The following is a 25611-nucleotide window of genomic DNA, read 5'->3' on the forward strand; positions in this document are numbered from 1 at the left end:
AACGTATCAGAATTCGCATTTTCAAAGGGGGAATGGCTTCTATTTATCCCGATGACATGCGCTTAGAACCGTGTTGTACGAAACTTGCAAATGACGACTGGTTGCTCGCTTTCCATGATTTTGTGCGGTCATTTCAATAATCCTATTTCGAATTCCTGGTTTACAGGCCTCGTAACAATATTCACTTGAAAGGTACGGCGGCAAGCAAGACAGCGAAATCGTTGATGGCCGTTGGGGCCATAGCCATGCTTTATGACACTGTCACTCTTATGACAGAAGCAGCAGTTAGGTCTATTCGTTGTCACATCGAACCGTAAATTTCACCAAAAGATATTGGTAGTCGTTTGAATTTAATTATCAACTTGGATTGCATAATAGGGGATAACACACGCAAGATTAAGTCCTTAAAATTACCAATACATATTCCCACAGAGACTTAATATGTCTTTTTGAAGTTTTATTGTGCAAATGGTACTTGAAATAATTTGTGGGAAATGCTGATCCTGGCAATATCAGGTAACGCTCAAAGTAGTTTAGGGACAACTCAAATCAATCAAATGAAAGAGTATGCCAACGACGTTCAAAGTCATGTGTTGGAGTCATGTGGCCACTGGTTGATGGAGGAGTGCCCAGTCCAGGTTGAAGATCTAGTTATTGATTTTTTTAACAAAAATAATCAATAAAACTCAGTTTGAGTGTTGTTGATTCGTACCCTAGAGCCACTCTAGGGTATTTTTATATTTGAACTGCTTATAATTCGTACTCGGTTATGTAGCAATATAACGAGAACTCTTTATCCATTGTCTAGTTCAGAATGTACCCAGCGAGAAAACGCTTGGAATTTTACTCTTGTTTCCATTCCTTTAGGGCAAACCAAATCGTAGCCTTTTCCTGATTCAATATGTGGAAATGGCGCGACTAGCCTCCCCGCTTGGATTAAAGGCAGCGCAAATTCATACCGAGAAAGAAACACACCGAGCGATAATTCCGCTGCTTCCATCGCTAGGCGATTGTCACTATAGAAGTCACACCGTTTTTTACAATCAATGTCGACATTCATCTCATCTAACCAATACTGCCACGCACTCGTATCCCCTCTATGGATAAAATTAACGTCAGATAGAGCGCTCAACCCATTGTGAAGGCCATGCTCGGCGGCGTAATCAACACTGCACACAGGTGTTCTTTTCCCTGAAAACAGTCGCTCACTGTAGTGGTTTGGATACCGCCCTTGGCTATAAAAAATCGCCACATCGTAAGGCTCAAATTGAAAATCTGATTGATTTTGTTTGGTTTGCAGCTTGATGCTTAGATTGGGGTATAGCTGACGAAGTGAAGGGAGTTTCGGGATCAGCCAAGCAGAGGCGAAATAAGGTGATGTCGCTATATGTAAGCTACCAGTCAGCTCTCCGGTTTGAATGTCAGAAAGGGTGGAAAAAATGGACTCAAATGATGAATTCAGAACACTCAGAACTCTTTGTCCCTCCGGTGTGAGCTCTAACTTTCGGGTTTTTCTAATGAATAGATTGAATTGAAGCTGCATTTCCAGTTTTTTAATTCGCTGGCTAACCCCACCTTGGGTCAGAAAGAGCTCTTCTGCTGCTTTGGTAAAACTCAAGTGGCGCGCTGCAACGCTAAAAGTATGAAGCAGAGAAAGCTGCTGTTGTTGATTGGTGATTGAGCTCATGCATTACTCTGGTTAATTCGTGTGGGGGAATTATTCGTTTGTCCGAAGTTGTCAGTCATTATAGATTAATTTGTGTAATGTCACATTACAAGGACGTTAATGGTGACTCAATCAAGAAGGGAATCGGAGCTGATAACGCTATTACGAGAATCGATAAGATCTAACGTGGATGAGATACGATGAAACTTATTTTAAATGCTGATGATTTCGGGCTGACGGAGTCGGTGAACTTGGGGATTGCGGATTGTTTTCGTGCCGGAACCGTAAAATCGACCACCATAATGATGAACCAACCTGGTGTCTCTCACGCGTCACAACTCTATCAACGTGGTCTTATTCATGAAGTTGGACTGCATTTTACAGTGACATCAGGTAAATCAATATCGTCCCCTAAATTAATTCCAACACTGGTTGACGAGAATGGTCATTTTTTTGATAGAAAGACCCTGTTTAATAAATCTGATGTGTCTTCTGATGAAGTCTTTAGAGAGTGTATGGCGCAATATCAAGCGGCTTTAGACGCGGGATTTAATATTAATCATATCGATAGCCACCATTTTGCTGGTGCCTATCGCCCTCTTAAAATAGGTTTTACACAAGCAGCCAATGAAATAGGCCTCCCCGTCAGGCGTATTGATAGCTTTATACGGGGTCAAAACTTATTGTCGGTTCCTACCCCAGATGCGTTTGATATGGGCTTTCATGCAGAAGGTGTCAATATTGAATACCTCAAAGCAGTATTGCTGGCTTATCAATACAGCATGCCTAACAGTACGATTGAATTAATGTGCCACCCAGCAAGGACGCTAACTGAAGAGCTAGAGGACATCTCTAGTTATACCCATGCTCGTGTTGAAGAGTGGAAGATTTTAACCAGCGATGAGTTCTCTCTCTGGCTAAGAAAAAGTGGCATTGAATGCGTTGGCTTTGATGCGCTTCATGCTTAAATCGCGAAACAACCTACCTTCTCACAAGATAAACCATCGGCCTTGTTAGGTCGTTAAAACCGTTCCTTGCGGTTCAATAAATCAGCACAATAATAAAGGGTGACATTGTGGTAAATTCTACCGTACTTTCCCAAGTTAATATCTATCCAGTCAAATCCATTGGCGGGCTTTCTCTCTCTTCTTCATGGGTCGAAAAGCAAGGCCTTGTTTTTGATCGTCGCTTTATGTTGGCGTTAACTGGTGATGATGTCTCCGCTTCGGCTAAATACCCAACCATGGTAACGGCGCGTCAGTATCCAAACATGGTTCAAGTGAGTTCTAGTCTACTGCCAACCGGTATCATTTTTTTTTACCCCGGGATGGAACCACTAAAACTACACTATTCTAATTTTAAAATGCAGGCTACAGATACCAGTGTTTGGAGGGACCGCTTTTCAGCCTACACAACAACCGATGAAGCAAATGACTGGTTTAGCCAAGTGATAGGGAAGCGAGTTGAGTTACTGTTTACTGGCGAGCAATCTAACCGCATGAGAGAAAACCTTGGTCATAATGTGAGCTTTGCCGACGGTTTTCCTATCTTGCTGATTAGCTCTGGCTCATTAGCGGAGCTGAATAGACGCAGCAGCGAAGTCCACACCATGGAACAGTTTCGCACTAACCTCGTGGTGCAATCAAACGAACCTTTTATCGAAGACTCATGGAAGCGTATCAAGATAGATGACGTTGAATTTGAAATTGTAGAGCCGTGTGAGCGGTGCATTTTAACGACACTTGATCTGGAAAATGGAGAATTTAGGGCCAGTAAAGAGCCATTGACGAGCTTTTCACGCTTTAGAGCCAACGAGCAAGGCAAAATATTTTTCGGGCAAAACCTTGTAGCGAAAAACGAAGGTGTTATCTCCATCAATGATGCTATCGAAGTGCTTGAGTATAAATCCAAGGAGTTTTATGAAGATCTCGACGCAAAAAAACAAGAGTTGATTTGTGTTGAAAGAGAACCTACAGCAAGAAACTTCGAGACATTTTGGTTTGAGCCTAAAAACGGCATGGTGCCTGAGTATAAAGCGGGACAACACCTCCCTATTGAGATCACGGCCAATGGCAAACTGACCAAACGAATGTATACGCTGTCATCTAGCCCCTCTCGGCCAGAACGTTTGTCGATTTCAGTGAAACGGGTCCATGGTGGTGAAGTTTCCAACTGGTTGTTCAACCACTTACAAGTTGGCCATACCATTATTGCGGATCAACCCAAAGGCACTTTTCATATTACTAAAGAATCGAATGAGCCGCTGTTGCTGCTTTCTGCCGGTAGCGGTGTGACGCCCATGATCGCTATGCTTCGGTATTTGACTGACCAACGAGACACTCGTGATATTGCGTTTTATCATCAATGTTTGACGAAAGCGGATATTCCATTCATGGAAGAGCTCGTTATGCTAGAAAAACAACACGCCAATGTCACTGTGACTCTAGCCCTTAGCGAGCCATCAACTGATTGGCTAGGCGAAAAGGGGCATTTTAGTCGTTCTCATTTAAATCAAATTTCAGAGTTTCACAAACGTCAAGTTTTTGTATGTGGTCCTAGTGGTTTCATGGAGAGTGTAAAGCGCTTGATGATAGAGAGTGGGCTGCCTGAAGAACAGTACCATCAAGAGACATTTGGCGTTGCAAGAGTGGCGGACGGGAGCGAGAAAAGGGTTCAAATCAACCTTGATGGTGTCGTGTTTGAAGGAAGCAACCAGCGCACCGTTCTGGAGCAAGCTGAAGCTGCAGGGCTTTCTATTTCGAATAACTGCAGAGCTGGCTTCTGCGGCGCCTGCAAAGTCACAGTGAAATCAGGAGAGGTTTACCAGCCCGATGCCCCAGGAATTGAAGGCAGTGATAAGGCGAAAGGAATGGCCCTAGCTTGCTGCGCGATACCTAAGACAAATGTAAATATTGTTAGCTAGTATGTAGGTTTTATGATGATTGAGGCCACTATCAAACTTTGATAGTGACCTCAATATCGTTGGACTATCTAAAACACAATAACACCCAAATGACCTGCAAAGTCGTGCTTCGATTAGTCAACATTACAAAGAAGCCTCAAAAATATCCGGATGACGGCTCGATAATGCAATGATTTCATCTATGATGACTCTTATTTTAGGCAGAATGTAAGGTGTTTTTAGCCAAACAATACTGATGGGTGCTCCTTCGCCATTGAATTTCTCTAATACAGGGCATAATTGCCCATCATCAAGGTATTGCTTCACTAACCACACTGGTAGTTGAGCTAAACCTGCACCAGATAAAGCCGATTGCAAAATACCTTCACAGTCGGCTATCTCATGACGTGCTGAAATATCAACAGATTCGGTTGCCCCTTTAGCATTTTTCAGCAGCCAACTATGCCTTTGTCCTATAGGCCAACCGACGATGCAATCATGTTGGGCAATATCTTCTTTTTTGGTAATCGGTGCTCGCGTTGCTAAATAAGAGGGAGAGGCACATATCACCCTTTTTTGCTCCCCTATTTTACGTGCAACAATATCGCCCGAATTTTCTAAGTGCCCAACGCGGATCGCAAGATCAATCCCGTCACTGACTAAATCCGTAGGACGGTCATTAAAGGTAATAGATAGATCTAATTGCTCGAACTTGGACGTTAATTCTAACAACTTGGGTAGGATTGCTCTTCTACCGAGAACTGCGGGTAAATCAATACGCACACGCCCTGATGGCAATAACTGTTGATTGCTTAAGCGCTTCTCTGCTTCCTCTAAAATGGTCATCGCTTTAAGGCAGTCGGCTAAATAGGAATCCCCATCATTGGTTAACGCGATGCGTCGAGTTGTTCGATGAAGGAGTTTGGTGCCTAGCTGTTTTTCTAGTCGAGCAACGCTTTTACTTAAAGCTGAACCGGTCATTCCAAGCGCTTGAGCCGCAAGGGTAAAACTCCCCAACTGCGCTACGGTGACAAAATGACGAACTTCCACAAACTGGCTTTTTAACATTAATTAATTCCCCCAAGGACTTTATGTTCTTCATTATATGGACTTAATAAACAGATGTGAATCGATTATTCTGCGTACATCAACGAGATGATTACATCGATTTTCAATTAAGGTAAACATAATGAATAACTTCAATAGATTCAAAGGTAAGGTCGCTTTTATCCAAGGTGGCAGTCGCGGCATTGGTGCCGCCATTGTTGAGAGATTGGCATTGGAGGGAGCGTCTGTTGCTTTTACATTTGTGTCATCCCACGAAAAAGCTAAAGCGCTTGCTGAGAACTTAACTTCACAAGGTAGCAAAGTCATCGCAATAAAGGCGGATAGCACTAAGCCTGAAGATATCAGAAATGCAATCAGCGAAACCATAGAACAACTTGGTCAAATTGATATTGTCGTAAACAACTCAGGTACGCTGATCTGGGACAGTATTGAAAATTTGACGATGGATGATTGGGACAAGACCATCAATACCAACGTACGAAGTGTATTTGTGGCTATTCATGAAGCCGTGAAGCATATGAATAATAACGGCAGAATAATCAATATCAGTAGTACGAACGCTCAGCGCATTCCTTTTGCTGGCGGTTCTATATATGGAATGAGCAAGTCTGCACTAACCGGATTGGCCAAAGGTCTCTCTCGAGATCTAGGCCCTAGAGGCATTACAGTCAACAACATTTTACCTGGTCCGGTAGATACCGACTTAAACCCAGACAATGGCGATACTTCAGAGCCTGTAAAAGCTATCGGTGCACTTGGTCGTTATGGTCAAGTTGAGGAGATTGCTAGCTTAGTAGCATTCGTCGCTAGCTCAGAAGCGGGTTACATCACTGGTGCTGATTTGATGATCGACGGTGGCTTTTCCGCTTAATCAAAATATGCAGTCAAGTAACTCGTGATTTATCAATCTAACTTCAAGCAATCATCGATACATGGTTAGTAAAGAGAAGTACAATGGTTGGCCTATTTCACAGGTCAATCATTTAGAACCCCTTGGCTTTGATCAGTTTTGCATACTTGCCAACGACATCCAGTCACTACCACATAAACATCCGATGTTAAATATTGAGTTCAACAATAAAATAGATAACACATTAAAAACTAGCGTTATTAAATTGAACTCTGACTCTTAATCCAACATTTCTAAACAAAGAGGTAAATTACTTCTATGGACGACCCCGTTAGGTGCCGCTTTATCCCATTGTCTTCTTGTATTAAGGAGATAAGCACATGCTAGAGCTCTTTCTACAACCCGAAATCTGGGTAGTATTTGCAACTTTATTGATTCTTGAAATTGTTTTGGGTGTCGATAATGTCGTCTTCATTTCTGTTCTATGTGAGCGGCTTCCCGAACAGCAACGCAAAGTTGCACGTAATTTAGGTATTGGTCTGGCGGTGTTAACGCGAATAGGTCTTGTACTTTCTATTTCGTGGGTGATGTCTCTGACTAATCCTTTGCTGAGCTTCGCCCATACAACGTTCACCGGGCGAGATATTATTATGATATTGGGTGGTGGTTTTTTGTTAGCTAAAAGTGCGAAAGAACTTTGGTCATGGTTAAGACATACACCATCGTCATATTCGACTCAAGCTAGGACTGGACTAGCCATCGTACTTCTCCAGATTGTAGCGGTAGATGCCGTTTTTTCAATGGATTCAGTTATAACCGCTGTCGGCTTAACATCTGAAGTGCCCGTTATGATAGCCGCTATTTTGACATCCGCGATTTTTATGATTTTAACAGCGGAAAAAATTAACAACTTGGTTATTCGTTACCCAGGATTTAAAACGCTGGCTTTACTGTTTTTGGTTTTATTAGGAGGGTTGTTGATGGCGGAAGGGCTAGCCATTCATATCAATAAAGGCTATGTGTACTTTGCTATGGTTTTCGGACTAACGCTTGAGTTATGTCATATACAAATAAAAAACAAACATAAGCGAACCTTAACCATCCAGCGAATTAAAGCATATCAGTCCAAAGCGAGCTGAGTTACATTCTAATGAGACACGTCTCCATTATAAGGAGACTGTCAGCTCTGCTAATTCGGAATGTGCAAACCTATTCGACACAGTCAGCACTAGACAAAGCTGCTTTCTATAAATAAGGGTTATTCATTAATTGCTAATTTAGGAAGGCCGATAACTCAGAAATGCCCCAAAACGTTCTAGAACCCATCTAGATCGTAATAGAACTAGCTAATGTGTAAAGCAAACACATTACTTTGAAAAAACTCCCGTCCGCACCCAAGTATACACATCTCCAAAAGTCATTACTTAGGGAGAGTTGTGATATTCCTATATATGAGCTAAGTTGTTGGTTGCAAGGAACTTAAAAAATCTGGGCTTAGTTTTTTCATGGATATCAAGGATGGTAATATGACTCCAAAGTCAATAATTTTATTTGGACTACTTTTTAGCTCTTTGAGCGTACAATCTGCCACTTATACGGTAACAACAAGTAGTGATCAAGGCATGGGCTCACTTCGAGATTTGATCGAAAAGGCCAATGCTAATCCTGGTTTAGATATTATCGAAATACCGGCTTCATATAATGCACAAGCACCTATCTCGCCTAATTTGGGTGAAGTCCCTTCAGGTCAAACCGACAACCGAATGACAATTACTGATGATATTATCATTCGAGGATTAGGCGATGATTATGTCCACATTAATGACCATCAACGCTGGGTTTCTGATACTGGCTCATTTAATACTGGTTATCCGAATGATCCTAACAATCTGATTCTAAGATCATCTGGTCTTTTATTTGACATCAATCCTCGAAATACCGCAGGGCGCCCCATTGATGTCACCATTGAAAATGTGTGGGCAGAACACATGTCAGGTTTTATCTTTTCCGATAACGCTAATGTAACACTCAATAACGTTATCCTATATAAGATAGTGCCTAGGCAAGGAGAGGCATCCATCATGTCTACTCAAGATGGCATTGTTACAATAAAAGATTCATTTATATTCGAAAATCTTGGCCCAAGATCAGCACCTACCCTTATTTTTAATAGTAATGTTTTTATTGAAAACACGGCTTTTGAATCTAATGGACCATTGGATGAAAACACAGCGAGTCATGTTATTCAAGTTAGTCAAGATAGTTCAGGCAGCACAACGGCAGTCATCAAAGATAGTATATTTAAAGGCTTATTTAATTCTACTTTTAGATTTAATGAAGCTGATGCACAAATTATAAATACTTTATTTGATGGAAGGGATGCTAATAGAGGTTGGCCAATCTATGTCAATAAAGGAAAATTGACGCTAACCAATAGCACGCTGTATTACCCGACTATTACTAACAATGTAGACCCTGCTACTTACAAAGCGACCCATATAGAGTTAATCAATAGTGCTCAACTTATAGCCAATAACAATCTACTCATTACAGTCGATGGTGTAAATAATGTTGGCTCTGCAATTTATCCAACAGATTGGGACGATACAACTATTTACCCATTAGCAGAGAACAATGATAACTTTATTTCGTCACCTGGTGTCGATGATACCCCTAACACTGGCCTGTCACTTGCAGGATGCGTTACAACTAATTGTTTCGTTCCAAACACGCTTTCAATAGCCCTTGTTGATAAAGGCGACGACGATAAAGCGCTATATGACGATGGTAGCTCAATCACATCAGATTACCTCAAACAAACCCGCCCGCAGGGGTTGAGAATCGACATTGGCGCATTCGAAAAACATGAATCTCTTTATGCTCACCCAGATAGCTATGAGGTTGATCAAGATACTAAGTTGATTGTCTCTAGTCAAAATGGAGTGCTTAAAAATGATACCAATGAAAACTCAGCACCCGCTGCATTAGACCAAGATGCTTTGTATGGAAGTGTCACATTGAATGCTGACGGTAGTTTTGAGTATCAACCTGATGCTGATTATTATGGCAATGATGAATTTTATTATTCAATCAATACTAGCCAAGCAAAAGTATCAATAACAATTCTCTCCACAGGTTGGACTCTTATCCCTAACAATGCTGCGCCAGTTGCTAATAATGATAGCTACTCACTTTACGCAGACAGTATTGATACTATTGTTGCACCAGGTGTGTTGCTTAACGATACAGATGACGCGAATACACAAGCTCCTTTTTATGCCGATTTAACTGCGCGAATCTATAAACAACCAATGCATGGGTCGATAACACTTAAGGAGACTGGTGAATTCATTTACACGCCTGACGCTGGTTTTATAGGCGATGATAGCTTTGAATATGATGTTACAGATATTGGAACAAGACATAGTTACCCTGCTACCGTTAATCTTCATATTCAAGCCGGTGTTCCTTATGGGGGGAAGGTTATCGCGGGAACCAGCAGTGGTGGTTCTATAGGGTTCTTAAGCACGCTGCTATTGACGATACTCGCACTGTTTAGACATCAAAAGTCACTTGCCGTTAAAGTGGTCGTCCCACTATTGTTAAGTGTTTCTCCTTTCGCTCATTCTGCAGAAGAGAATAACGGAATATATGTAACAGCTAATCCTGGGATTTCATGGTTAGAGCCAGATACTGACCACAACGCGTGGAGTCAGGAAAGTAACAGTCAGTTTTCTTTCGGAAGTAGCTTAGGGTACCAATTTGATAATAACGCGAGTATCCAGTTTACTTATCGTTGGCTAAATAGTGTCGATTTGAAAGCAGAACATACGCAATATAATGATATGACGGTCGATTACCAACATTACAGCTTTAACTTTGTTTATCGAGTTACGCAGCTTTGGGGCGATAAATTCGCCCCGTACTTCAGTTTGGGCTTAGGTTATCTTGATGCAAGTTCGAACCACGCGGAAGATTTCGAGGTGGAGGATAATGTTCACCCCAACATAGGCGTCGGCGTGAATGTATTGGACTTTGGTCAAATTAAGTCAGATCTACAATGGCATCATTTAGCAGGTGATGTTGATACCCTCGAACTCGTGTTTTCTTATTACTTCAAGTAATTCAACTAAGAACAGTGCTTTTAGCTGTTCTTAGCCATAGCTATCAGTTAGCACCTCTTCAGACATAATTTAAGGGTATTACGGTTGCTTCCTACGATGGTTTTGTATTGTCCATCAATTGGAAGCACCCTGTATCGGAGTTGATACTTTTGGTTTTTCATTGCTATTTTCATTCGAACTGACTGCATTTTCCACTTTATTCTCAAGATTATTTATCTCATGAATTTCGTAATTCTACACAGGCAATTTAGGTACTGCACTAAAGGTGAATCTAGCTAATTAATTAGATGTTTTTTAAGCGAAAACGCCAAAATTGAAGAGAGACACTACCGATTCAATTAAATGCAGCTATTCTCATTGTAACCATAAAGTAAATAGGCCTTAACAGTAGATGAATAAAGCACCTAGAACATTCCCTATTCACATCCACATTACCACTGTCATTATTGTGCTTGTTGTTGCGGTTTCTGGTGTTCAAATTTGGCTTGCCAATAAAGGACTAACAGACGTAATTTTTGAAACTAATAGGAATGTGTTCCAAAGGATCGCGGCTCAAACGCGCAGTCAAATGAATGCACACTATGGCGCTGCTTTTACCGCAATTGGTACTTTTTCAAAGGGAAAAATTGTTCAAGCTGAAACGATAGAAAATAGAAATGATTTTTTGCCCGAATTTACCCACCTGCTTACCGAATACACACATGTCACGTCGTACGCTATTTATTACCCGAATGAAGATGTTTTTTCCGTGACGAGGATAAACGACCTTGAGATGAGAGAGCGTATGGGGCTACAAAAAGATACTATTTTTGTGGTCACTCATCGAAGCTCAAACTTCGTTAGTATTAAAGGCTTAAACTCATCGTTAGTTTTCACTGAAAACATTGATACATCACACTCCTTGGCGTTTGATAAACAACACCAATTTTACAACGCAGTGCAAGACAAAAATATAATTTCAGAACCAAGCCTACTCAGAGGCGTTAATGAGCCGGGGATAACTATTTATCGAGCAAGTAATAACGGAGCGGTTGTTGCCGCTGAAGTATTATTGGCTGGGTTGCGGGATTCGTTAACCGATACGTTAGCCAATGAATCCTCGATACGAGTGCTTTATGACGATTCAAAAACCGTTCTTGCATATAGCGAAACTTCTCGTTCTGAACCCTCATCGCGTATGTCATTATCAAGCTTTGAGAAGCTAGAGAACCCTTTAGTGCAATTCGCGATTGAGCAATATCGCCGTGATGGCAAGTTAGGGATATTTGAGTTTGAAAAAGAACGTTGGTTTGGTGAGATAATCACGCTAAAACCTCTAATAAGTAACCATGTCCATTTGTTAATGGCAACAAAAGCTTCAGAATTATTTGACCAAGGTGGATTAATCAAACGCCAGACACTCTTTGGCTCGTTGTTGATTTTTGCTTTGATGTTACCTGTCATCTACTTAGTTTCCCGTTCAATTTCTAAACCTATAAAAATGGCGACGCAAAAAGCGAAAGAGATTCAGGGTTTTAATTTTTCTACTCCTATTAACTCCCAGAGTTACATAAAAGAAATCCAAGATCTCAACAACGCTCAAATCGCCACTCAAAACACAATTAGCCGATTCATTTCTTTAACGAATAACATTGCTCACGAAGAAAACCTAAAGGCCCTGCTAGAACTTGTCTGTCGCGATACCATTAGTGCAGCAGAAGCCAATGGTGTGTTTCTCTATTTGTTAGACGCAGAGAACAAGTGCTTAGTACCCAAATACGTTTGGTGGGAAGGCGCAACAAAAGCCGATATAAATCGAGTATTAAATTCTAAGGTTCCCACCGCTGAGTCGGGCCAATTTATTCGGCAGATATTCATTGAAAAGAAATACCATATATTCCAAGCAAGCGAGCTCCCGAACTTAGAGGTTGATTGGAAGGATAACCAAACTAGTCAGGTGGTGATTATACCTTTGAAAGATCGCGAGGGGGTTGTGATTGGGTCCTTTGGTGTATTGTATGATGACGGTAAAGCCCAAGCTCAGTATGAGCGATTTGCTGATTATTTAGATTCGTTATTAGGCTTTTCATCCGTTGCAATAGAAACGAACACCATGATGGCTGCTCAGCAAGCTCTTCTTGACTCATTCATCAAAGTTATTGCAGGGTCATTAGATAAAAAATCGCCTTATACAGGTAACCATTGCCAACGTGTTCCAATATTAACCGAGTGGTTAACTCTCGCAGCTCAAGAATCTACATTACCGTCGTTTGCTCATTTTTCTCTTAACTCAAAAGAGTGGCAAGAGTTGAAAATGGCGAGTTGGCTGCATGATTGTGGAAAAATCACCACACCCGAATATGTGGTCGACAAAGCAACAAAGCTGGAAACAATTTATAACCGAATCCACGAAGTCAGAATGCGCTTCGAGGTTCTTAAGCGCGATGAAGAAATTACGAGCTTGAAGTCTTTGGTCCAAGCGTATCCAGTTGGATGGCGAGATCAATTAATGGAAAAATGTGAACAGTTGAATCAAGATTTTGAGTTTGTGGCTCAACTTAATTTGGGATCAGAGTTTGTCACACAAACTGACCTTGATAGATTAAATGAAATTGCATCACGAACGTGGACTCGAACCTTAAGTAAACAACTCGGTATCTCTTCAGAGGAAATGAATCAGTACACGGAAGAAGATGAATACCCAACTGAAGAAAAGTTGCTTAGCGACCAGCCCGAACATCTTATTGATTGGAATCACACAGACAAATTTGATGATAGATTCACAATGAAGCCGACTCAATATCAGGCTAACAAGGGAGAAGTCCACAACTTAGGTATACAGCGTGGCACATTAACAGAGGAAGAGCGGTTTATAATCAACGATCACATTGTTCAAACCATCCATATTTTGGAGTCACTGCCGTTCCCACGACATATGCGAAACGTAGCAAAAATTGCGGGAGGCCATCATGAGAAAATGAATGGTAAAGGTTATCCTATGGGTTTAACGGGATCAGAGATGTCGCTGACCACAAAAGTCATGGCCATCGCCGATATCTTTGAAGCATTGACCAGTTCTGATCGGCCTTATAAGAAAGCAAAAACGTTATCGGAGTCGATTAAGATAATGAGTTTTATGGTTAAAGATCAACATATTGACCCAGATTTGTTCGCTTTATTTTTAAGTTCAGGGGTTTATAGACGCTTTGCCAATGACTATTTACAGCCTGAGCAAATTGATGAAGTAAATATTAGTGATTATATAACGTGATATCGACGTTGCGAGCCTGTTCTCTTATTACGATATCAGGCTAGTTAGAATTTGTGATACTTTGCTGAGTGCCAGTTATTCTCTAAGGGGCTCTTCAACGAGTATACGTGTTGAGATAGCAACGACTATATTATAGATGCTGATTTTGAGCACCTAAAAGTACGTTTACAGGAAATCACCTAATCCAATAAATGCTAATTCTGATCTGCTCCAATCAGACTGGACACTTAACTAAGCGACTTTCCCATACCTGACGTTATCTGTATGTCCTTAATTTAAGTAATTGCTCTAAGTAACTTTTGTCCAAAAATGCGCTAAAAGGACAGTTTACCTCACTCCAGACTAGGTTCGATACAGTTGGCACTTAGTAACTGGGGCTGCTCTGATGACCTACTGAAATCGTGACAGTTTTCGGTTTAAGGCGTACCTTCGAAGGCTAGTAAGCTGCCAGTCAATCATGGTTTACCTTTGTTCGTTACCTAATTTGAGGCTTGAGGCGTTTTTTGTTAAGCCCAATGGACTATGGTAGCTAAATTCGCAGTGCTCGCGGTTTTAGGTCATTTCGAAACGGGGCGTTTGGTGCCATTAACCGACTGTTAAAGCTATGGACAACCAAAAAACGCCTATTAAACTACGGAAACTGGAAACCAACAATGCTTAGAAACCTATAGCAGTATTGCCTCTGGGTTATGTACTTCCAGGTCAGAGCTAAAATGTTCTATGTATCTGCTTTTAAAGGGCTGTAATAGATCTAAGTTCAATCGAAATCGTGACTAATTGAGGTTAATAGCCTTCATATTGACACTGGTTGAAGGTTAGTAGGCAGACGGGAATCAATCATCAATACCTTTATCCTTTGTCCTTTGTCCTTTGTCCTTTGACTTATGGTAGGGAAAACGCGGGGTTGAGGCGTTTTTTGGTTGGTTCTATGGACTATGGTAGCTAAATTCGTTCTTCACGCGGTTTTTAAGTCAATTCGTCACGGTTTGGTAGGCAAAATCCGATTGGAGTCGGTTTTAAGTCCGGTGTAAGTGCATTTAACCAAGGTAAAAGCTCAACACTTGAAGAGTGTAGGGTTCTATTAAACAGCGTAATAGACGCCAGTATTAAGTTTGAAACTAACTTAAAATCAAGAAATACCTATCAAAAATGCTGGTTATGCTTATGATGGTACTTGTATATAACTGGTTTTACTTGATGAAATCAACTCGCTCGTCTGATACGTAATCGAGATAAATGGAATCAAAGATCACTTTGATAATTTTTGGTGATTATATTTTAAGGATAGCTGAGGCGATAGATGATTACACTAAATGTTTATTTTGGTTCTTTTAACGCACCGTACATATTAACATCCGAGCTTTTGAGCAGCATTCAAGAGAGTTACCCTGCACTCTATCCCGAATTTTTAAAAGATGAAGGGGCGCTAGAAGTAACAACAGTAAGGATTATCGATCAAGAGTATGCTTTTTACCCATCAGATGTAGAAAAAATCGCACTCCGGTTTGGTATTGATATTGAATTTAAGAAAGTAATCCTTTGACTTATAAAAAGGGATTGGCTGAAGCCATGTGTATGGTCAGAGAGAGTCTAAGTTGTAAATACTACAAGAATAATGAAATCTGACTATTCGTAACCTCCCTCAAGCTTCATATCAATGTACTGCAGTAATGCAGAAGCACCATATTTGTTGATAATGTCTTGAGGTGTTATATGTCCGTAGCCGGCCACCAAGTAGGAGGTATACCAACTTACATAATCTTCACCTAGATGACACAGCCTATCCATAATTAACTCAGTATCAACGCTAGAAACAACCTCTCTAATGTTTTCCAATGGGCTTCCAATGTTCTGCCCTTTAGATTCATTGCATCTCATAGTAAAAGACCTTCTTCAGTGATTTGGGGGGAGTGAACCCTAATTCATCTATACTCAACTTCGAGTTTGTGTAGCAATACTATGAAAAGTCAAACCTAAAAATGTCCAACTTTCCCGTCTAATTCAGTATCTAGGATTTTTTGACCATTTCGGAGTGACTGCTTCAGTGATATCAGACACTCTCGTTAGCAACTTTTGTCATCCTTTTAATAATTCATACTTCGCTAAATTAGAGATCTAAATTAGAGATCTTTCTAAAACGAAATTGCCCCAAAATCGTTTAGCTCTCGTCTCTTGATCTCTTTCTCTTGTCAGTCCTTGACCTACTTTTCCTAATAGCAGATTATAAACCTAATTGAATACATGCGAGTATGCGGACATGATCTGCAATTTGTGAGTACTGGTAAAATTAAGACCGATAGAACAGTATGTTACTGTTATGGTGTCTGTATTTTCTGAAAATATTATGAAGATAATGTCTGCTGAAAAGACGCTGTTAGGCGACTGGGTAAGTTATGAGTAATAAGAAAAAGAACAGTCTTGTTTCAAGGTTAGTATCAAACGATACGAAAGAATTTTGGGCTGAAATATCTGAAATGAGTCTCGACAATGTTCTTGAAACTGTTGCAAAAGACCAAGAGCTTCTCAAAGAGATCCCTGTTATTAAATGGGTTTGTACTTCAATCAGCGTAAAAAATTCCATTCAAAGTGCTGCTTTCATGAAGAAATTCTCAAGTTTTATTGGGCAAGTGAACCTTGAAAGATTCACTGAAAACGATATATCTTTACTTGATGAAGCCGTGGATGTTCCATCGGTAACTGATGAAATAATCGAAAATACGATGGTTTACATTGATCGGTACCACAACGAAATGAAAGCGAAGTTATTAGGAAAGTTGTTTGTTGAAACTTTTAAGTTCAATAGATTTACCGTACGTGAGTACAACTCTCTCTTGTTTAGTATCGAGCAAATCCATCCATTTGAAGGATTGGAAACACTCAAAGAGTTTTACGATTACAAAAAACGTATGGATACCGCCTCTTCAAATGAAGAAAGGCAAAGTGTTTGGGCCGAAGGTGCTGAAATTGACTTTCAGTCATTAGCAATGTCTGGTTTGTTAAACTTACCATCTGGGGGAGCATATGCAGGTGACTTGGGTGGAGCATTTATAAACGACAAAGGTGTTAAATTTTACGAGTTCGTCGTAAAAAATGTAGTTCGTTGAAAAATCGCCTAACAATCCAATGCAACTGACACAGTCAACTTTCGCGGTTGCGGTTCAAAATTTTTCAAACGCTTTAGTCCCAGCGGAATGCGCAATTGATTGGGGCGTTAGTACTCTATTGAGGTTAATATGAAAATAATAAGGCGAGTTGAACCAAGTATTTACTATCAAGCTGAGGCTTTTCATATTGCTGCTCTTACCTTGCATCAAGCTGAAGCAATGGAATATCGTGGTGCGCCTTTTATTGTAAATGCTAGTTTTGCGCTTGAATTATATTTAAAAGCCTTTGATGGTAAGACTGTTTTCAAGGAGCCCTCTGAGTATCGTGATTTTGTTACTCAGTATAAGCAGCTCGTAAGTAAAGGTAGTAAACGAGGACATGACTTATCTAGTTTGTTCAACGGGTTAGCGCAAGAATACAAAGAAAAAATTGCTAGCCATCTTGTTGATTTAACGTTCCCGTTGAGTCCAGCAATGTTCTTCGAAAAATACAATAATCATTTCGTCTCGTGGCGCTATGGTTTTGAAGGAAACAGAAGCAGTTATGTCGCTAGTGAAGTCTTAGATATGCTATCGGCACTTCAACATGTTGGTAAGGGGTATCTATAGTGCTAACAAACACTTAAGGTTTCAAGATACTTTTCCTAATCTGACAGAACCCTTTTAGAGCATCAGGTCTAACAAGGTTTTGTCCAAAAGTGAGTTGGTGACAAGTGTATATGTTGTGTGATCACCAAGCGACTCTGTCGTAATGACTATCAACTTATAGCAACACCTTAGTTTTTATGACAAGTTTGCGCTTGGAAAAGCGTCAAAATCAGCCCAATTTACAAAAAATTATGACAACTGCTATAATTGAGGTTAAAAAAGAGAAATTACTAACCTAACTCACTGTTAAAGGTAGAGTTTGTTATAAATCGTCAGAAATTGAGTCTGAAAAAATTTCCAAGGGTAGTATGCTATGGGCAAGGTTTATGATGGCCTACATCGTATTAGCTTCCTCATTGATGAAGAAGGTCAGATTGAACACGTCTTTAATAAGTTCAAAACTAAAACTCACCACGAAGTGGTTTTAGATTACTTCAATCAAGAAGCTTAAGGTCAATTTGAGTGCGTTAATTATTTAGGTTTCCCACTCAAATTAAACGAATGCAAAAAAGGCCGAACATCATAGATGTTCGGCCTTTTTCTATAATAAATCAGTTATTTTTGATGCTCAGGCTCATCCTCTAAAGCATGGCTTGGCAGAGCGTTCCAAACCGCTTTCACTAAGGTCGCCAGTGGTATGGCAAAGAATACCCCCCAGAAACCCCATAATCCGCCAAACACTAATACTGCAACAATGATCGCGACCGGGTGAAGGTTCACTGCTTCAGAGAACAGAACCGGAACCAACACGTTACCATCTAGCGCTTGAATGATGCCGTACGCAAGTAACAGCCAGTAGAACTGAGGTTCAAGCCCCCATTGGAACAAGCCAACAATTGCGACAGGAACGGTCACAGCAGCAGCGCCGATATATGGAATCAAAACCGAAAAACCGACTGCGACCGCTAGCAGTGCTGAATAACGTAAATCTAGAATTGCGAAGGTTACGTAACTGACACCACCGACAATTAGAATTTCTAACACTTTACCGCGAATGTAATTTGAGATTTGCTGGTTCATCTCTACCCAAACCTTAGTCGCTAGACGGCGGTTCTTAGGTAATACACCACTTGCCATGCTGATCATTTCTTCTTTATCCTTGAGCAAGAAGAAGATCAAAAGCGGTACAAGAATCAAGTAAACCGCTAGTGTCGCTAAACTCACAAGAGATGCTAAAGAACCTTTCACTACGCTTTCACCGAAACCTAGCGCTTTGTTCTTTGCGTTAGACATGATCGATTCAACAATCTGTAGGTTGGCTAATTCAGGGTAGCGTTCGGGAATCGTCGCAATGAACTTTTGCAAACTACCATACATGCTCGGAATATCATTAATAAGGTTGCCCACTTGCTCCCAAATCGTTGGTACTAAACCAAACAGTGCCAGCAGCATCAGGCTAAAGAACATCATGATCACCAACATCACCGATGGTGTTCTTGGCACACCAAGTCTTTGAAGTTGGGTAACGGGCCACTCAAGTAAGTAAGCCAAAACAATAGCAACCAATAATGGCGCAATGAGATGACCAAAGAAGTAGATCGTAATAAAGCCGAATAGAATGATGGCAACCAAACTAACAGCATGTGGATCAGAGAAACGTCGTTTATACCAACGATTGACCATTTCAAGCATCTGACTGCGATTCCTTTTTAGTGATGAGGAGATGGTGGTAATTAGAACAAACCTCTGTCATGACAACATAAGCTTGCTTAGACAAAAAAGTAACAATATCTTTCATCGAGCTGTTATCAGAAACATAAATTGACAATGATTGGCCTACTTCTAACTTTACACTGTGACGCTTGGCTAATAATAACGCCATTGGGCATCGCTCTTGGCGTAAATCTAGAATATTAGGTGTCATTCTTGGGCTCGATGCTTATTATAAGGGTCGTATTGTAATCTGTTTTTGAAAACGCGCCATCATTCATTCATCTTCCTTTATGATAGCGCACGTACTTGGCAAAGGTTAAATCAGATAAAGAACCAATTTGCATTGCACTTGTCTTACTGTCAGAAGAAACGGAGTATTACTGACTAATTATGTTTAAACGCGCTCGTTCAATTGCTTGCTTATGCATCGCAGCTACATTAAGCACCCCAACGTTGGCAAACACCAACAGTTTGGAGCTTCCAGATATTGGCACCGCGGCTGGTGGCACACTCACTATCGATCAAGAACTAATTTATGGTGATGCCTACATGCGCATCATTAGAAGCAGTCAGCCTATCGTCAACGACCCGGTTCTAAATCAATATATTGATACGCTAGGCCACCGCCTTGTCGCGAACGCGAACGATGTAAAGACACCTTTTCAATTCTTTATGATCCGTGACCGCAACATTAACGCGTTCGCTTTCTTTGGTGGCTATGTAGCATTGCATTCAGGTCTGTTCCTGCATGCACAATCTGAAAGTGAGTTAGCTTCAGTATTAGCGCACGAAATCGCGCACGTTACTCAGCGTCACTTAGCACGTAGTATGGAAGATCAAGCTCGTCGTTCCCCAGCGACCATCGCAGCACTTGCAGCCTCGGTATTATTGGCAATTGCAGCTCCTGAAGCGGGTATTGCAGCTCTAACAGCAACAACTGCAGGCAACATGCAAAGCCAAATAAACTACACACGTAGTAATGAAAAAGAAGCGGACCGATTTGGCATCAACACACTTGCAAAAGCTGGGTTCGATGTAAACGCTATGCCGCGTTTCTTTGGCCGTTTAGCCGATGAATATCGCTATGCGAGTACACCACCACCAATGCTATTAACTCACCCATTGCCAGAAGATCGAATCACAGATTCACGAGCTCGTGCTCGTAGCTATCCACCACTAAAACTGGCGCCTTCGTTGGATTACCATCTAGCAAGATCCCGCATTGTTGCACGCTACGCGGGTATCAATAATGATGCTGCTCTCGATTGGTTTGAACGTAAGCTGAAAAAAGCGCCGAAAGCGTTGGTTCCATCATTAGAATACGGCCAAGCACTGGTTTACCTTGATTCTAACAAATTAGATAAAGCAGCGCCGATTTTAACCAAGCTCATCAACAGCGATCCAACAAACCTATTTTATTTAGATGCGATTTCAGATCTGCATATCGAGCAAAAAAAGCCTGAAATTGCGATTAAAGAACTCAAGTCAGCACTGGTTCGTCAACCGAATAACTCAGTACTGACCATTAACTACGCCAATGCGCTAATTGAAAATGAAGAACTTCAAGAAGCCGTTCGCGTATTACAGCGTTACACGCATGACAACCCGAACGACACCAATGGCTGGCATCTGCTTTCAAAGGTAAACATTAACCTAGGTAACAGCGATGAAGACCTTGCCGCTCGTGCAGAGATTTTGGCATTGCAAGCTAACTGGAACAAAGCGATTCAGTACTATACGCAAGCAAGCCAAATCGCAGAACTCGGTAGCCTAAAACAAGCGCGTTACGATGCTCGAATTGACCAATTAATGATTCAGCGTGAACGTTTCTTATCGCTACAGTAAATCGCTCAACTCGCTGCAAGTAAACGCAAAACGAAAACGAAAGCTCAACGGATACAGTGAAGAAGCCACTCGAATGGCTTCTCCTGAAAATCAAACCAAAAATAATAATGAGGAAGAACCATGTCTGTCGTGATTTATCATAATCCACGTTGCTCAAAGAGCCGTCAAACTCTCGAACTGCTTGAAGCTAACGGTATACAACCAGAAGTTATCAAGTATCTAGACACGCCTTTAACTGTCGAGCAGCTGAAAGTACTTTTCACTCAACTGGGTTTTGACAGTGTTCGCGAAATGATGCGCACCAAAGAAACTGACTACAAACAAGCAAACTTGGCTGATACATCAGTGACTGATGAGGAGCTTTTCTCTGCAATGGCCAAGAATCCAAAACTGTTTGAGCGCCCTGTGGTTGTCGCGAACAACAAAGCAAAGATTGGTCGTCCACCAGAACAAGTATTAGAGATTTTGTAAGCCAATATGAGCATCAACATCCTTGTTCTCTACTACAGTCGCCACGGCAATACTCAAGCTCTAGCAAGACAGATTGCACGAGGGGTTGAATCCATCCCGAACTGCGAAGCGATGCTAAGAACGGTGAACGACGTGTACACAGTAGAAGAGCAGCCTGATTCGCGCTATCAACCAACAGATCCTATTGCGACCTTGCAAGATCTCCGTTCTTGCGATGGTTTAGCACTAGGTAGTCCAGTATGGTTTGGCAATATGGCTGGGCCAATGAAGCACTTTTGGGATAGCACAACATCACTATGGATCAATGGCGATCTTATAGACAAACCTGGTTGCGTATTTACCTCATCTTCATCACTGCATGGGGGTCAAGAGACGACACAGCAAAGCATGATGTTGCCTCTGCTTCATCATGGCATGTTATTAGTGGGTATCCCCTACTCAGAGCCAGTACTACACACCACTCAAACCGGCGGCACACCTTACGGTGCAAGCAGTACTGGAGAGAGCGCTTCTTTAAGCAAAGAAGAGATTGAGTTGGCGCAGAACCTAGGCAAACGCTTAGCACGTATCGCCATAAACCAGAAGGGAATTTCTCAATGATGTATATGCCAGAGAAGGCTATGTCTCCCAAAACCAAGTTATTTCGCTACCTTGCGCTAACGGGTAACTTGTCACTTTTATTCTGGGTAGTCGCTTGGCAGATGACACTTTCGCCGCACCCTCATCTAAGTAATATAACGCTTGCGATTGCTTGGGCTATACCACTGTTACTGCCATTACCAGGCATTCTAGCAGGCAAACCTTATACGCATGCTTGGGCGAATTTCGTCTTAATGCTCTACTTCCTACACGCATTAACTATTTTGTATATAGACGGTGGTGAGCGATTATTAGCGGCTGTAGAACTACTCCTGACTACCTTAGGGTTCGCGGGTAATATCTTATTTACTCGTTTTAGAGCAAAAGAGTTGGGCATCAAGCTCAAGCGTCTTTCTGAAGTAGAAAAGAAAGAGAAAGCTAAGTTCGAGCAATAACTTAGGTTCGGTTACCTTTAGCTAGTACAAGTAGAAAAAGCAACAATAAACAAACAAAAAGCCCTGCGAGATTTCTCTTGCAGGGCTTTTTCATGAATGCATTTCAATCCGCAATGTCAGTAGACCATTACTAGCGAACCCATTCGTATACTAGACTTGGCTTAGCATGTACTGGCGCAACAACTGTTAGCTCTTCCGAGCCAGACGTATTCGTTAGCTCAGCATCCGCTTTAGCTGATAACTTACTACCTTTGATGACTTGAACACTTGGGTCTGCTTCGTTAACCGTCGCTTCTGCGCCATCGTTCAGGGTCGTATCAGTAATAGCTGCTGAATCATCGCCTACAGACATGGCGTTGTCTTGCGTTTCAAATTCAGGGCTCACTTCAGGTTCAATGTAAGATTCTTCAACCTTTGCGACTTGGCGAATGCTTTCCACTTCTTGCTCAAACTCTTGTTGAGTCGACAATAAGTGAATTCGGAACGTCACTTCGTTGTTTTGAATCTTGAGGATATCTAAACTTGCAACTGAATTTAGACGCTTAAGTGCGTTCTCCAGTTGGAAGAAATCCTGCGCGTTATTCAAGCTAATAAACTGCGTTAATATTGATTCCGAAGATTCACTGGCTACGGTAACCGCACTTTTACCTGCGTAGTAGTTGCTGATTTGGTCGACTAGCTTCTTAGAAGTCGTAGCGCTGTTACCCGACACTGAACCGCTCACTGGCGATGTTGGTGCGCTCGTCAATTGACTCGGCTTTTGATCGTACAGAGTCCAACGTAAACCTGAAGATTGAGCCTTAATCACCAACACAGCATCAACAGGGTAACGCTGACTCGCTTTACTGATTGGCGTAACAAAGCTGCCCCACAAATCAGAAGTCGCAATACCTGTAATATCATCAAAGTCACCCACAGGTAGCGTTAGAGGCAAGCCGCGCTCTTTTGCGTTAGCTTGTAAACCTGCCGCTAATTGTGAGTTGGAGTGTTCCCACACAATATTTTTGTCGTAGTTGTCTTCTTCTACGAGCCAAACAAGAATGTTTGAACGAGTATCAGGCCAGTACGGTAACTGCGCTTGGGTCAATAGAGAACGGATTTGAGCACCGTTAAAACGCATGCGCAATGTTGATTGGTCATTGCTCTCGCCAAAACTCATTTGAGACATGTACTGCGAACTCTTACGCATCGCCTTTTGAATGGTTTCGTTCGATGCAACATCAGTTTGGCCAGTCGCACGTATCAATACCTGCTCCATACCGGTATTTCTTGCCACTTGTTCTGGCTGCTTGTTTTCAGCGTTAATCGCAACTTCAGCACTAAAAATATCTACTTGAGTTAATGCATAACTCGGAGAGGCTAATAGTGCCATTAACAAAAATGCTATGTAGCGCATACTGATCCTAATATTCAAATCTTGTGCCTAGATGATAAGCAACTATGGATTGGGGGGCAAGGTCGATAGCGCCCACTGTGTTTAATAACCACAAAATATCACCTGACCATGATAAATCGTTCACTTGTAAACTGTATTTCTTCTTATTTTGATAGCAACAAACATCACTAAGATAAATAAATTTGATCTATTTGGTATAGCAATCGATTGCTAAGTGATAGAATCCTGCGAATTTTATTTTCCACTTTTCATATAACGACCAATTTAAGGACTTCACATGAAAAATGCTTTGCAAGGTGCGCAAATGCTGTTTGTAGCTTTTGGTGCACTTGTATTAGTGCCGCTACTAACTGGGCTTGATCCTAACGTTGCACTCTTTGGCGCGGGTATCGGTACTCTTTTATTCCAACTGATTACACGCCGCTCAGTGCCAATCTTCTTAGCATCTTCTTTTGCATTCATCGCACCTATCATGTTTGGTATTCAAACTTGGGGCATTGGCGCAACAATGGGCGGCCTAATGGCTGCGGGTGTTGTGTATGTCTTAATGGGCGCATTGATTAAAGTTCGAGGTGTTGCTTTCATCCATAAACTACTTCCACCAGTCGTGGTTGGCCCTGTAATCATGGTGATCGGCTTAGGTCTTGCACCCGTTGCAGTAAACATGGCGTTAGGCAAAACCGGTGATGGTGCTGTGCAACTTATCGATGCTGATGCAGCATTATGGATCTCTTCTATTTCACTACTAGTGACGATTGTCATCAGTGTTTTCTCGAAAGGCTTCCTTAAACTACTGCCTATCTTTGGTGGTATTGTAGCGGGTTATGTAACGAGCTTAGTATACGGAGTCGTTGATTTTACCCCTGTCACTCAAGCAGCTTGGTTAGCACTACCTAACTTCACAGCACCAGAATTTAACATCAACGCTATCTTCTTTATGGTGTTTGTTGCTATCGCACCAGCCGTAGAGCACGTAGGGGACATGCTTGCTATCTCTAACGTAACCGGTAAAGACTACCTTAAAAAGCCAGGTTTACACCGTACTATCACAGGCGACGGCGTGGCTACAATCGCAGCTTCTATGCTGGGCGCTCCGCCAAACACAACCTACAGTGAAGTAACAGGTGCAGTAATGCTGACGAAAGCATTCAACCCAGTGATCATGACTTGGGCTGCTGTTACTGCTATCGTTCTTGCATTGGTTGGTAAGCTAGGCGCACTACTTCAAACGATTCCGGTTCCTGTAATGGGTGGCATCATGATTCTACTGTTTGGCTCTATCGCAACAGTGGGCCTTAACACACTCATCAAGAACAACGTTGACCTGCATAAATCACGTAACCTTGTGATTGTGGGTATTACTTTAGTCTTTGGTATTGGCGGTATGGCCTTTGGTATTGGTGACTTCAGCCTACAAGGCGTAAGCTTGTGCGGTATCGTGGCGATTCTACTTAACCTAGTACTTCCAGAAGAGCTAGGTGATAATACTGTGGTAGACAAAGCTCAAATCGATTAATCCATCGGTAGTGCTAGATTCAAAAGAATCACAAACCAACAAGATCAAAAAAGGGAGAGCATCGAATGCTCTCCCTCTTTTATT

At 41.5% G+C, this 25611-nt stretch carries 22 protein-coding genes and 1 pseudogene; 15 read left to right on the forward strand and 8 right to left on the reverse strand.

The genetic code is table 11. From position 1 onward, the window contains the following. Nucleotides 1–39 precede the first annotated feature (39 nt). From IQO02_RS22540 to IQO02_RS05800, 3 genes are all read right to left on the reverse strand, one after another. A complete protein-coding gene (locus IQO02_RS22540; RefSeq protein ID WP_366664312.1) occupies nt 40–132 on the reverse strand; it encodes a hypothetical protein in 93 nt (30 codons plus the stop codon). Next, complete coding sequence (locus IQO02_RS22545; RefSeq protein ID WP_108109600.1) at nt 129–305, reverse strand: IS1 family transposase; 177 nt, start codon at nt 303–305, stop codon at nt 129–131. The genes IQO02_RS22540 and IQO02_RS22545 overlap by 4 nt, the downstream gene beginning before the upstream one ends. Nucleotides 306–793: 488 nt before the next feature. Then, nucleotides 794–1687: a LysR substrate-binding domain-containing protein gene (locus IQO02_RS05800; RefSeq protein WP_016792131.1), complete on the reverse strand. Its 894-nt coding sequence runs from the start codon at nt 1685–1687 to the stop codon at nt 794–796. A 179-nt stretch (nt 1688–1866) separates the two neighbouring features. Between IQO02_RS05800 and IQO02_RS05805 the strand changes: the two genes are divergently transcribed. Continuing rightward, the gene (locus tag IQO02_RS05805; RefSeq protein WP_016792130.1) at nt 1867–2634 is read left to right on the forward strand and encodes a carbohydrate deacetylase; all 768 of its coding nucleotides are present in this window, start codon (nt 1867–1869) and stop codon (nt 2632–2634) included. Nucleotides 2635–2741: 107 nt separating this feature from the next. Then, entirely contained in the window at nt 2742–4589 is a 1848-nt protein-coding gene (locus IQO02_RS05810; RefSeq protein WP_016792129.1) for a hybrid-cluster NAD(P)-dependent oxidoreductase, read from the forward strand. A 123-nt stretch (nt 4590–4712) separates the two neighbouring features. On the opposite strand, the gene IQO02_RS05815 is transcribed toward IQO02_RS05810, so the two are convergent. Further along, nucleotides 4713–5636, reverse strand: a complete 924-nt coding sequence (locus IQO02_RS05815) for a LysR family transcriptional regulator (protein WP_016792128.1) — start codon at nt 5634–5636, stop codon at nt 4713–4715. Nucleotides 5637–5757: 121 nt separating this feature from the next. On the opposite strand from IQO02_RS05815, the gene IQO02_RS05820 reads away from it, so the two are divergent. The 5 genes from IQO02_RS05820 to IQO02_RS05840 all read left to right on the forward strand — a co-directional run bounded on the left by IQO02_RS05820 (nt 5758) and on the right by IQO02_RS05840 (nt 15403). After that, on the forward strand, nt 5758–6507 hold the full coding sequence (locus IQO02_RS05820) for a 3-oxoacyl-ACP reductase family protein (RefSeq protein WP_016792127.1): 750 nt from the start codon (nt 5758–5760) through the stop codon (nt 6505–6507). A 359-nt stretch (nt 6508–6866) separates the two neighbouring features. Then, entirely contained in the window at nt 6867–7625 is a 759-nt protein-coding gene (locus tag IQO02_RS05825; RefSeq protein ID WP_016792126.1) for a TerC family protein, read from the forward strand. Between the two features lie 387 nt (nt 7626–8012). Then, entirely contained in the window at nt 8013–10610 is a 2598-nt protein-coding gene (locus IQO02_RS05830) for an Ig-like domain-containing protein (protein WP_102385065.1), read from the forward strand. 391 nt (nt 10611–11001) lie between these two features. Beyond that, nucleotides 11002–13860, forward strand: a complete 2859-nt coding sequence (locus IQO02_RS05835) for an HD domain-containing phosphohydrolase (RefSeq protein WP_016792124.1) — start codon at nt 11002–11004, stop codon at nt 13858–13860. 1300 nt (nt 13861–15160) lie between these two features. After that, a complete protein-coding gene (locus IQO02_RS05840) occupies nt 15161–15403 on the forward strand; it encodes a hypothetical protein (protein WP_016792123.1) in 243 nt (80 codons plus the stop codon). Between the two features lie 83 nt (nt 15404–15486). On the opposite strand, the gene IQO02_RS05845 is transcribed toward IQO02_RS05840, so the two are convergent. Further along, complete coding sequence (locus IQO02_RS05845; RefSeq protein ID WP_016792122.1) at nt 15487–15738, reverse strand: hypothetical protein; 252 nt, start codon at nt 15736–15738, stop codon at nt 15487–15489. Between the two features lie 515 nt (nt 15739–16253). Here IQO02_RS05845 and IQO02_RS05850 point away from each other — a divergent pair. From IQO02_RS05850 to IQO02_RS05860, 3 genes and pseudogenes are all read left to right on the forward strand, one after another. Beyond that, nucleotides 16254–16964, forward strand: a complete 711-nt coding sequence (locus IQO02_RS05850) for a hypothetical protein (protein ID WP_016792121.1) — start codon at nt 16254–16256, stop codon at nt 16962–16964. 129 nt (nt 16965–17093) lie between these two features. Continuing rightward, the gene (locus IQO02_RS05855) at nt 17094–17573 is read left to right on the forward strand and encodes a hypothetical protein (protein WP_016792120.1); all 480 of its coding nucleotides are present in this window, start codon (nt 17094–17096) and stop codon (nt 17571–17573) included. A gap of 352 nt (nt 17574–17925) precedes the next feature. Continuing rightward, a pseudogene (locus IQO02_RS05860) lies at nt 17926–18063 on the forward strand (thioredoxin-dependent thiol peroxidase); the annotation flags it as partial. 104 nt (nt 18064–18167) lie between these two features. Here IQO02_RS05860 and IQO02_RS05865 read toward each other — a convergent pair. Together IQO02_RS05865 and IQO02_RS05870 are read right to left on the reverse strand one after the other, a co-directional pair. Beyond that, nucleotides 18168–19244 (reverse strand): AI-2E family transporter, encoded by a 1077-nt coding sequence (locus tag IQO02_RS05865; RefSeq protein ID WP_010436584.1) that lies wholly within the window; start codon nt 19242–19244, stop codon nt 18168–18170. After that, on the reverse strand, nt 19237–19476 hold the full coding sequence (locus IQO02_RS05870) for a sulfurtransferase TusA family protein (RefSeq protein WP_010436581.1): 240 nt from the start codon (nt 19474–19476) through the stop codon (nt 19237–19239). Before IQO02_RS05870 ends, IQO02_RS05865 begins: the two co-directional genes overlap by 8 nt. Nucleotides 19477–19655: 179 nt before the next feature. Here IQO02_RS05870 and IQO02_RS05875 point away from each other — a divergent pair, with 179 nt between their 5' ends. From IQO02_RS05875 to IQO02_RS05890, 4 genes are all read left to right on the forward strand, one after another. Next, complete coding sequence (locus IQO02_RS05875) at nt 19656–21110, forward strand: tetratricopeptide repeat protein (protein WP_016767572.1); 1455 nt, start codon at nt 19656–19658, stop codon at nt 21108–21110. A gap of 120 nt (nt 21111–21230) precedes the next feature. After that, nucleotides 21231–21581, forward strand: a complete 351-nt coding sequence (gene arsC, locus IQO02_RS05880) for an arsenate reductase (glutaredoxin) (protein ID WP_010436575.1) — start codon at nt 21231–21233, stop codon at nt 21579–21581. Between the two features lie 6 nt (nt 21582–21587). Further along, nucleotides 21588–22181 (forward strand): NAD(P)H:quinone oxidoreductase, encoded by a 594-nt coding sequence (gene wrbA, locus IQO02_RS05885; protein ID WP_010436572.1) that lies wholly within the window; start codon nt 21588–21590, stop codon nt 22179–22181. Continuing rightward, on the forward strand, nt 22178–22615 hold the full coding sequence (locus IQO02_RS05890; RefSeq protein ID WP_016767573.1) for a DUF2069 domain-containing protein: 438 nt from the start codon (nt 22178–22180) through the stop codon (nt 22613–22615). The genes wrbA and IQO02_RS05890 overlap by 4 nt, the downstream gene beginning before the upstream one ends. Before the next feature lie 130 nt (nt 22616–22745). Here IQO02_RS05890 and IQO02_RS05895 read toward each other — a convergent pair whose 3' ends face one another. Then, nucleotides 22746–24011, reverse strand: coding sequence for a DUF2066 domain-containing protein (locus IQO02_RS05895; protein ID WP_010436567.1), 1266 nt, complete (start codon nt 24009–24011; stop codon nt 22746–22748). Between the two features lie 277 nt (nt 24012–24288). On the opposite strand from IQO02_RS05895, the gene IQO02_RS05900 reads away from it, so the two are divergent. Next, complete coding sequence (locus tag IQO02_RS05900) at nt 24289–25527, forward strand: uracil-xanthine permease family protein (RefSeq protein ID WP_010436565.1); 1239 nt, start codon at nt 24289–24291, stop codon at nt 25525–25527. Nucleotides 25528–25611 lie beyond the last annotated feature (84 nt).

It is taken from the genome of Vibrio sp. OPT24 (genome assembly GCF_015163545.1).
In the GTDB taxonomy this organism is placed as follows: domain Bacteria; phylum Pseudomonadota; class Gammaproteobacteria; order Enterobacterales; family Vibrionaceae; genus Vibrio; species Vibrio cyclitrophicus.

Coding starts and splice junctions, on each gene's coding strand:
- IQO02_RS22540 (WP_366664312.1), bottom strand. CDS start 132: ATGACCGCACAAAATCATGGAAAGCGAGCAACCAGTCGTCATTTGCAA.
- IQO02_RS05800 (WP_016792131.1), bottom strand. CDS start 1,687: ATGAGCTCAATCACCAATCAACAACAGCAGCTTTCTCTGCTTCATACT.
- IQO02_RS05805 (WP_016792130.1), top strand. CDS start 1,867: ATGAAACTTATTTTAAATGCTGATGATTTCGGGCTGACGGAGTCGGTG.
- IQO02_RS05815 (WP_016792128.1), bottom strand. CDS start 5,636: ATGTTAAAAAGCCAGTTTGTGGAAGTTCGTCATTTTGTCACCGTAGCG.
- IQO02_RS05820 (WP_016792127.1), top strand. CDS start 5,758: ATGAATAACTTCAATAGATTCAAAGGTAAGGTCGCTTTTATCCAAGGT.
- IQO02_RS05825 (WP_016792126.1), top strand. CDS start 6,867: ATGCTAGAGCTCTTTCTACAACCCGAAATCTGGGTAGTATTTGCAACT.
- IQO02_RS05830 (WP_102385065.1), top strand. CDS start 8,013: ATGACTCCAAAGTCAATAATTTTATTTGGACTACTTTTTAGCTCTTTG.
- IQO02_RS05835 (WP_016792124.1), top strand. CDS start 11,002: ATGAATAAAGCACCTAGAACATTCCCTATTCACATCCACATTACCACT.
- IQO02_RS05840 (WP_016792123.1), top strand. CDS start 15,161: ATGATTACACTAAATGTTTATTTTGGTTCTTTTAACGCACCGTACATA.
- IQO02_RS05845 (WP_016792122.1), bottom strand. CDS start 15,738: ATGAGATGCAATGAATCTAAAGGGCAGAACATTGGAAGCCCATTGGAA.
- IQO02_RS05850 (WP_016792121.1), top strand. CDS start 16,254: ATGAGTAATAAGAAAAAGAACAGTCTTGTTTCAAGGTTAGTATCAAAC.
- IQO02_RS05855 (WP_016792120.1), top strand. CDS start 17,094: ATGAAAATAATAAGGCGAGTTGAACCAAGTATTTACTATCAAGCTGAG.
- IQO02_RS05865 (WP_010436584.1), bottom strand. CDS start 19,244: ATGCTTGAAATGGTCAATCGTTGGTATAAACGACGTTTCTCTGATCCA.
- IQO02_RS05870 (WP_010436581.1), bottom strand. CDS start 19,476: ATGACACCTAATATTCTAGATTTACGCCAAGAGCGATGCCCAATGGCG.
- IQO02_RS05875 (WP_016767572.1), top strand. CDS start 19,656: ATGTTTAAACGCGCTCGTTCAATTGCTTGCTTATGCATCGCAGCTACA.
- arsC (WP_010436575.1), top strand. CDS start 21,231: ATGTCTGTCGTGATTTATCATAATCCACGTTGCTCAAAGAGCCGTCAA.
- wrbA (WP_010436572.1), top strand. CDS start 21,588: ATGAGCATCAACATCCTTGTTCTCTACTACAGTCGCCACGGCAATACT.
- IQO02_RS05890 (WP_016767573.1), top strand. CDS start 22,178: ATGATGTATATGCCAGAGAAGGCTATGTCTCCCAAAACCAAGTTATTT.
- IQO02_RS05895 (WP_010436567.1), bottom strand. CDS start 24,011: ATGCGCTACATAGCATTTTTGTTAATGGCACTATTAGCCTCTCCGAGT.
- IQO02_RS05900 (WP_010436565.1), top strand. CDS start 24,289: ATGAAAAATGCTTTGCAAGGTGCGCAAATGCTGTTTGTAGCTTTTGGT.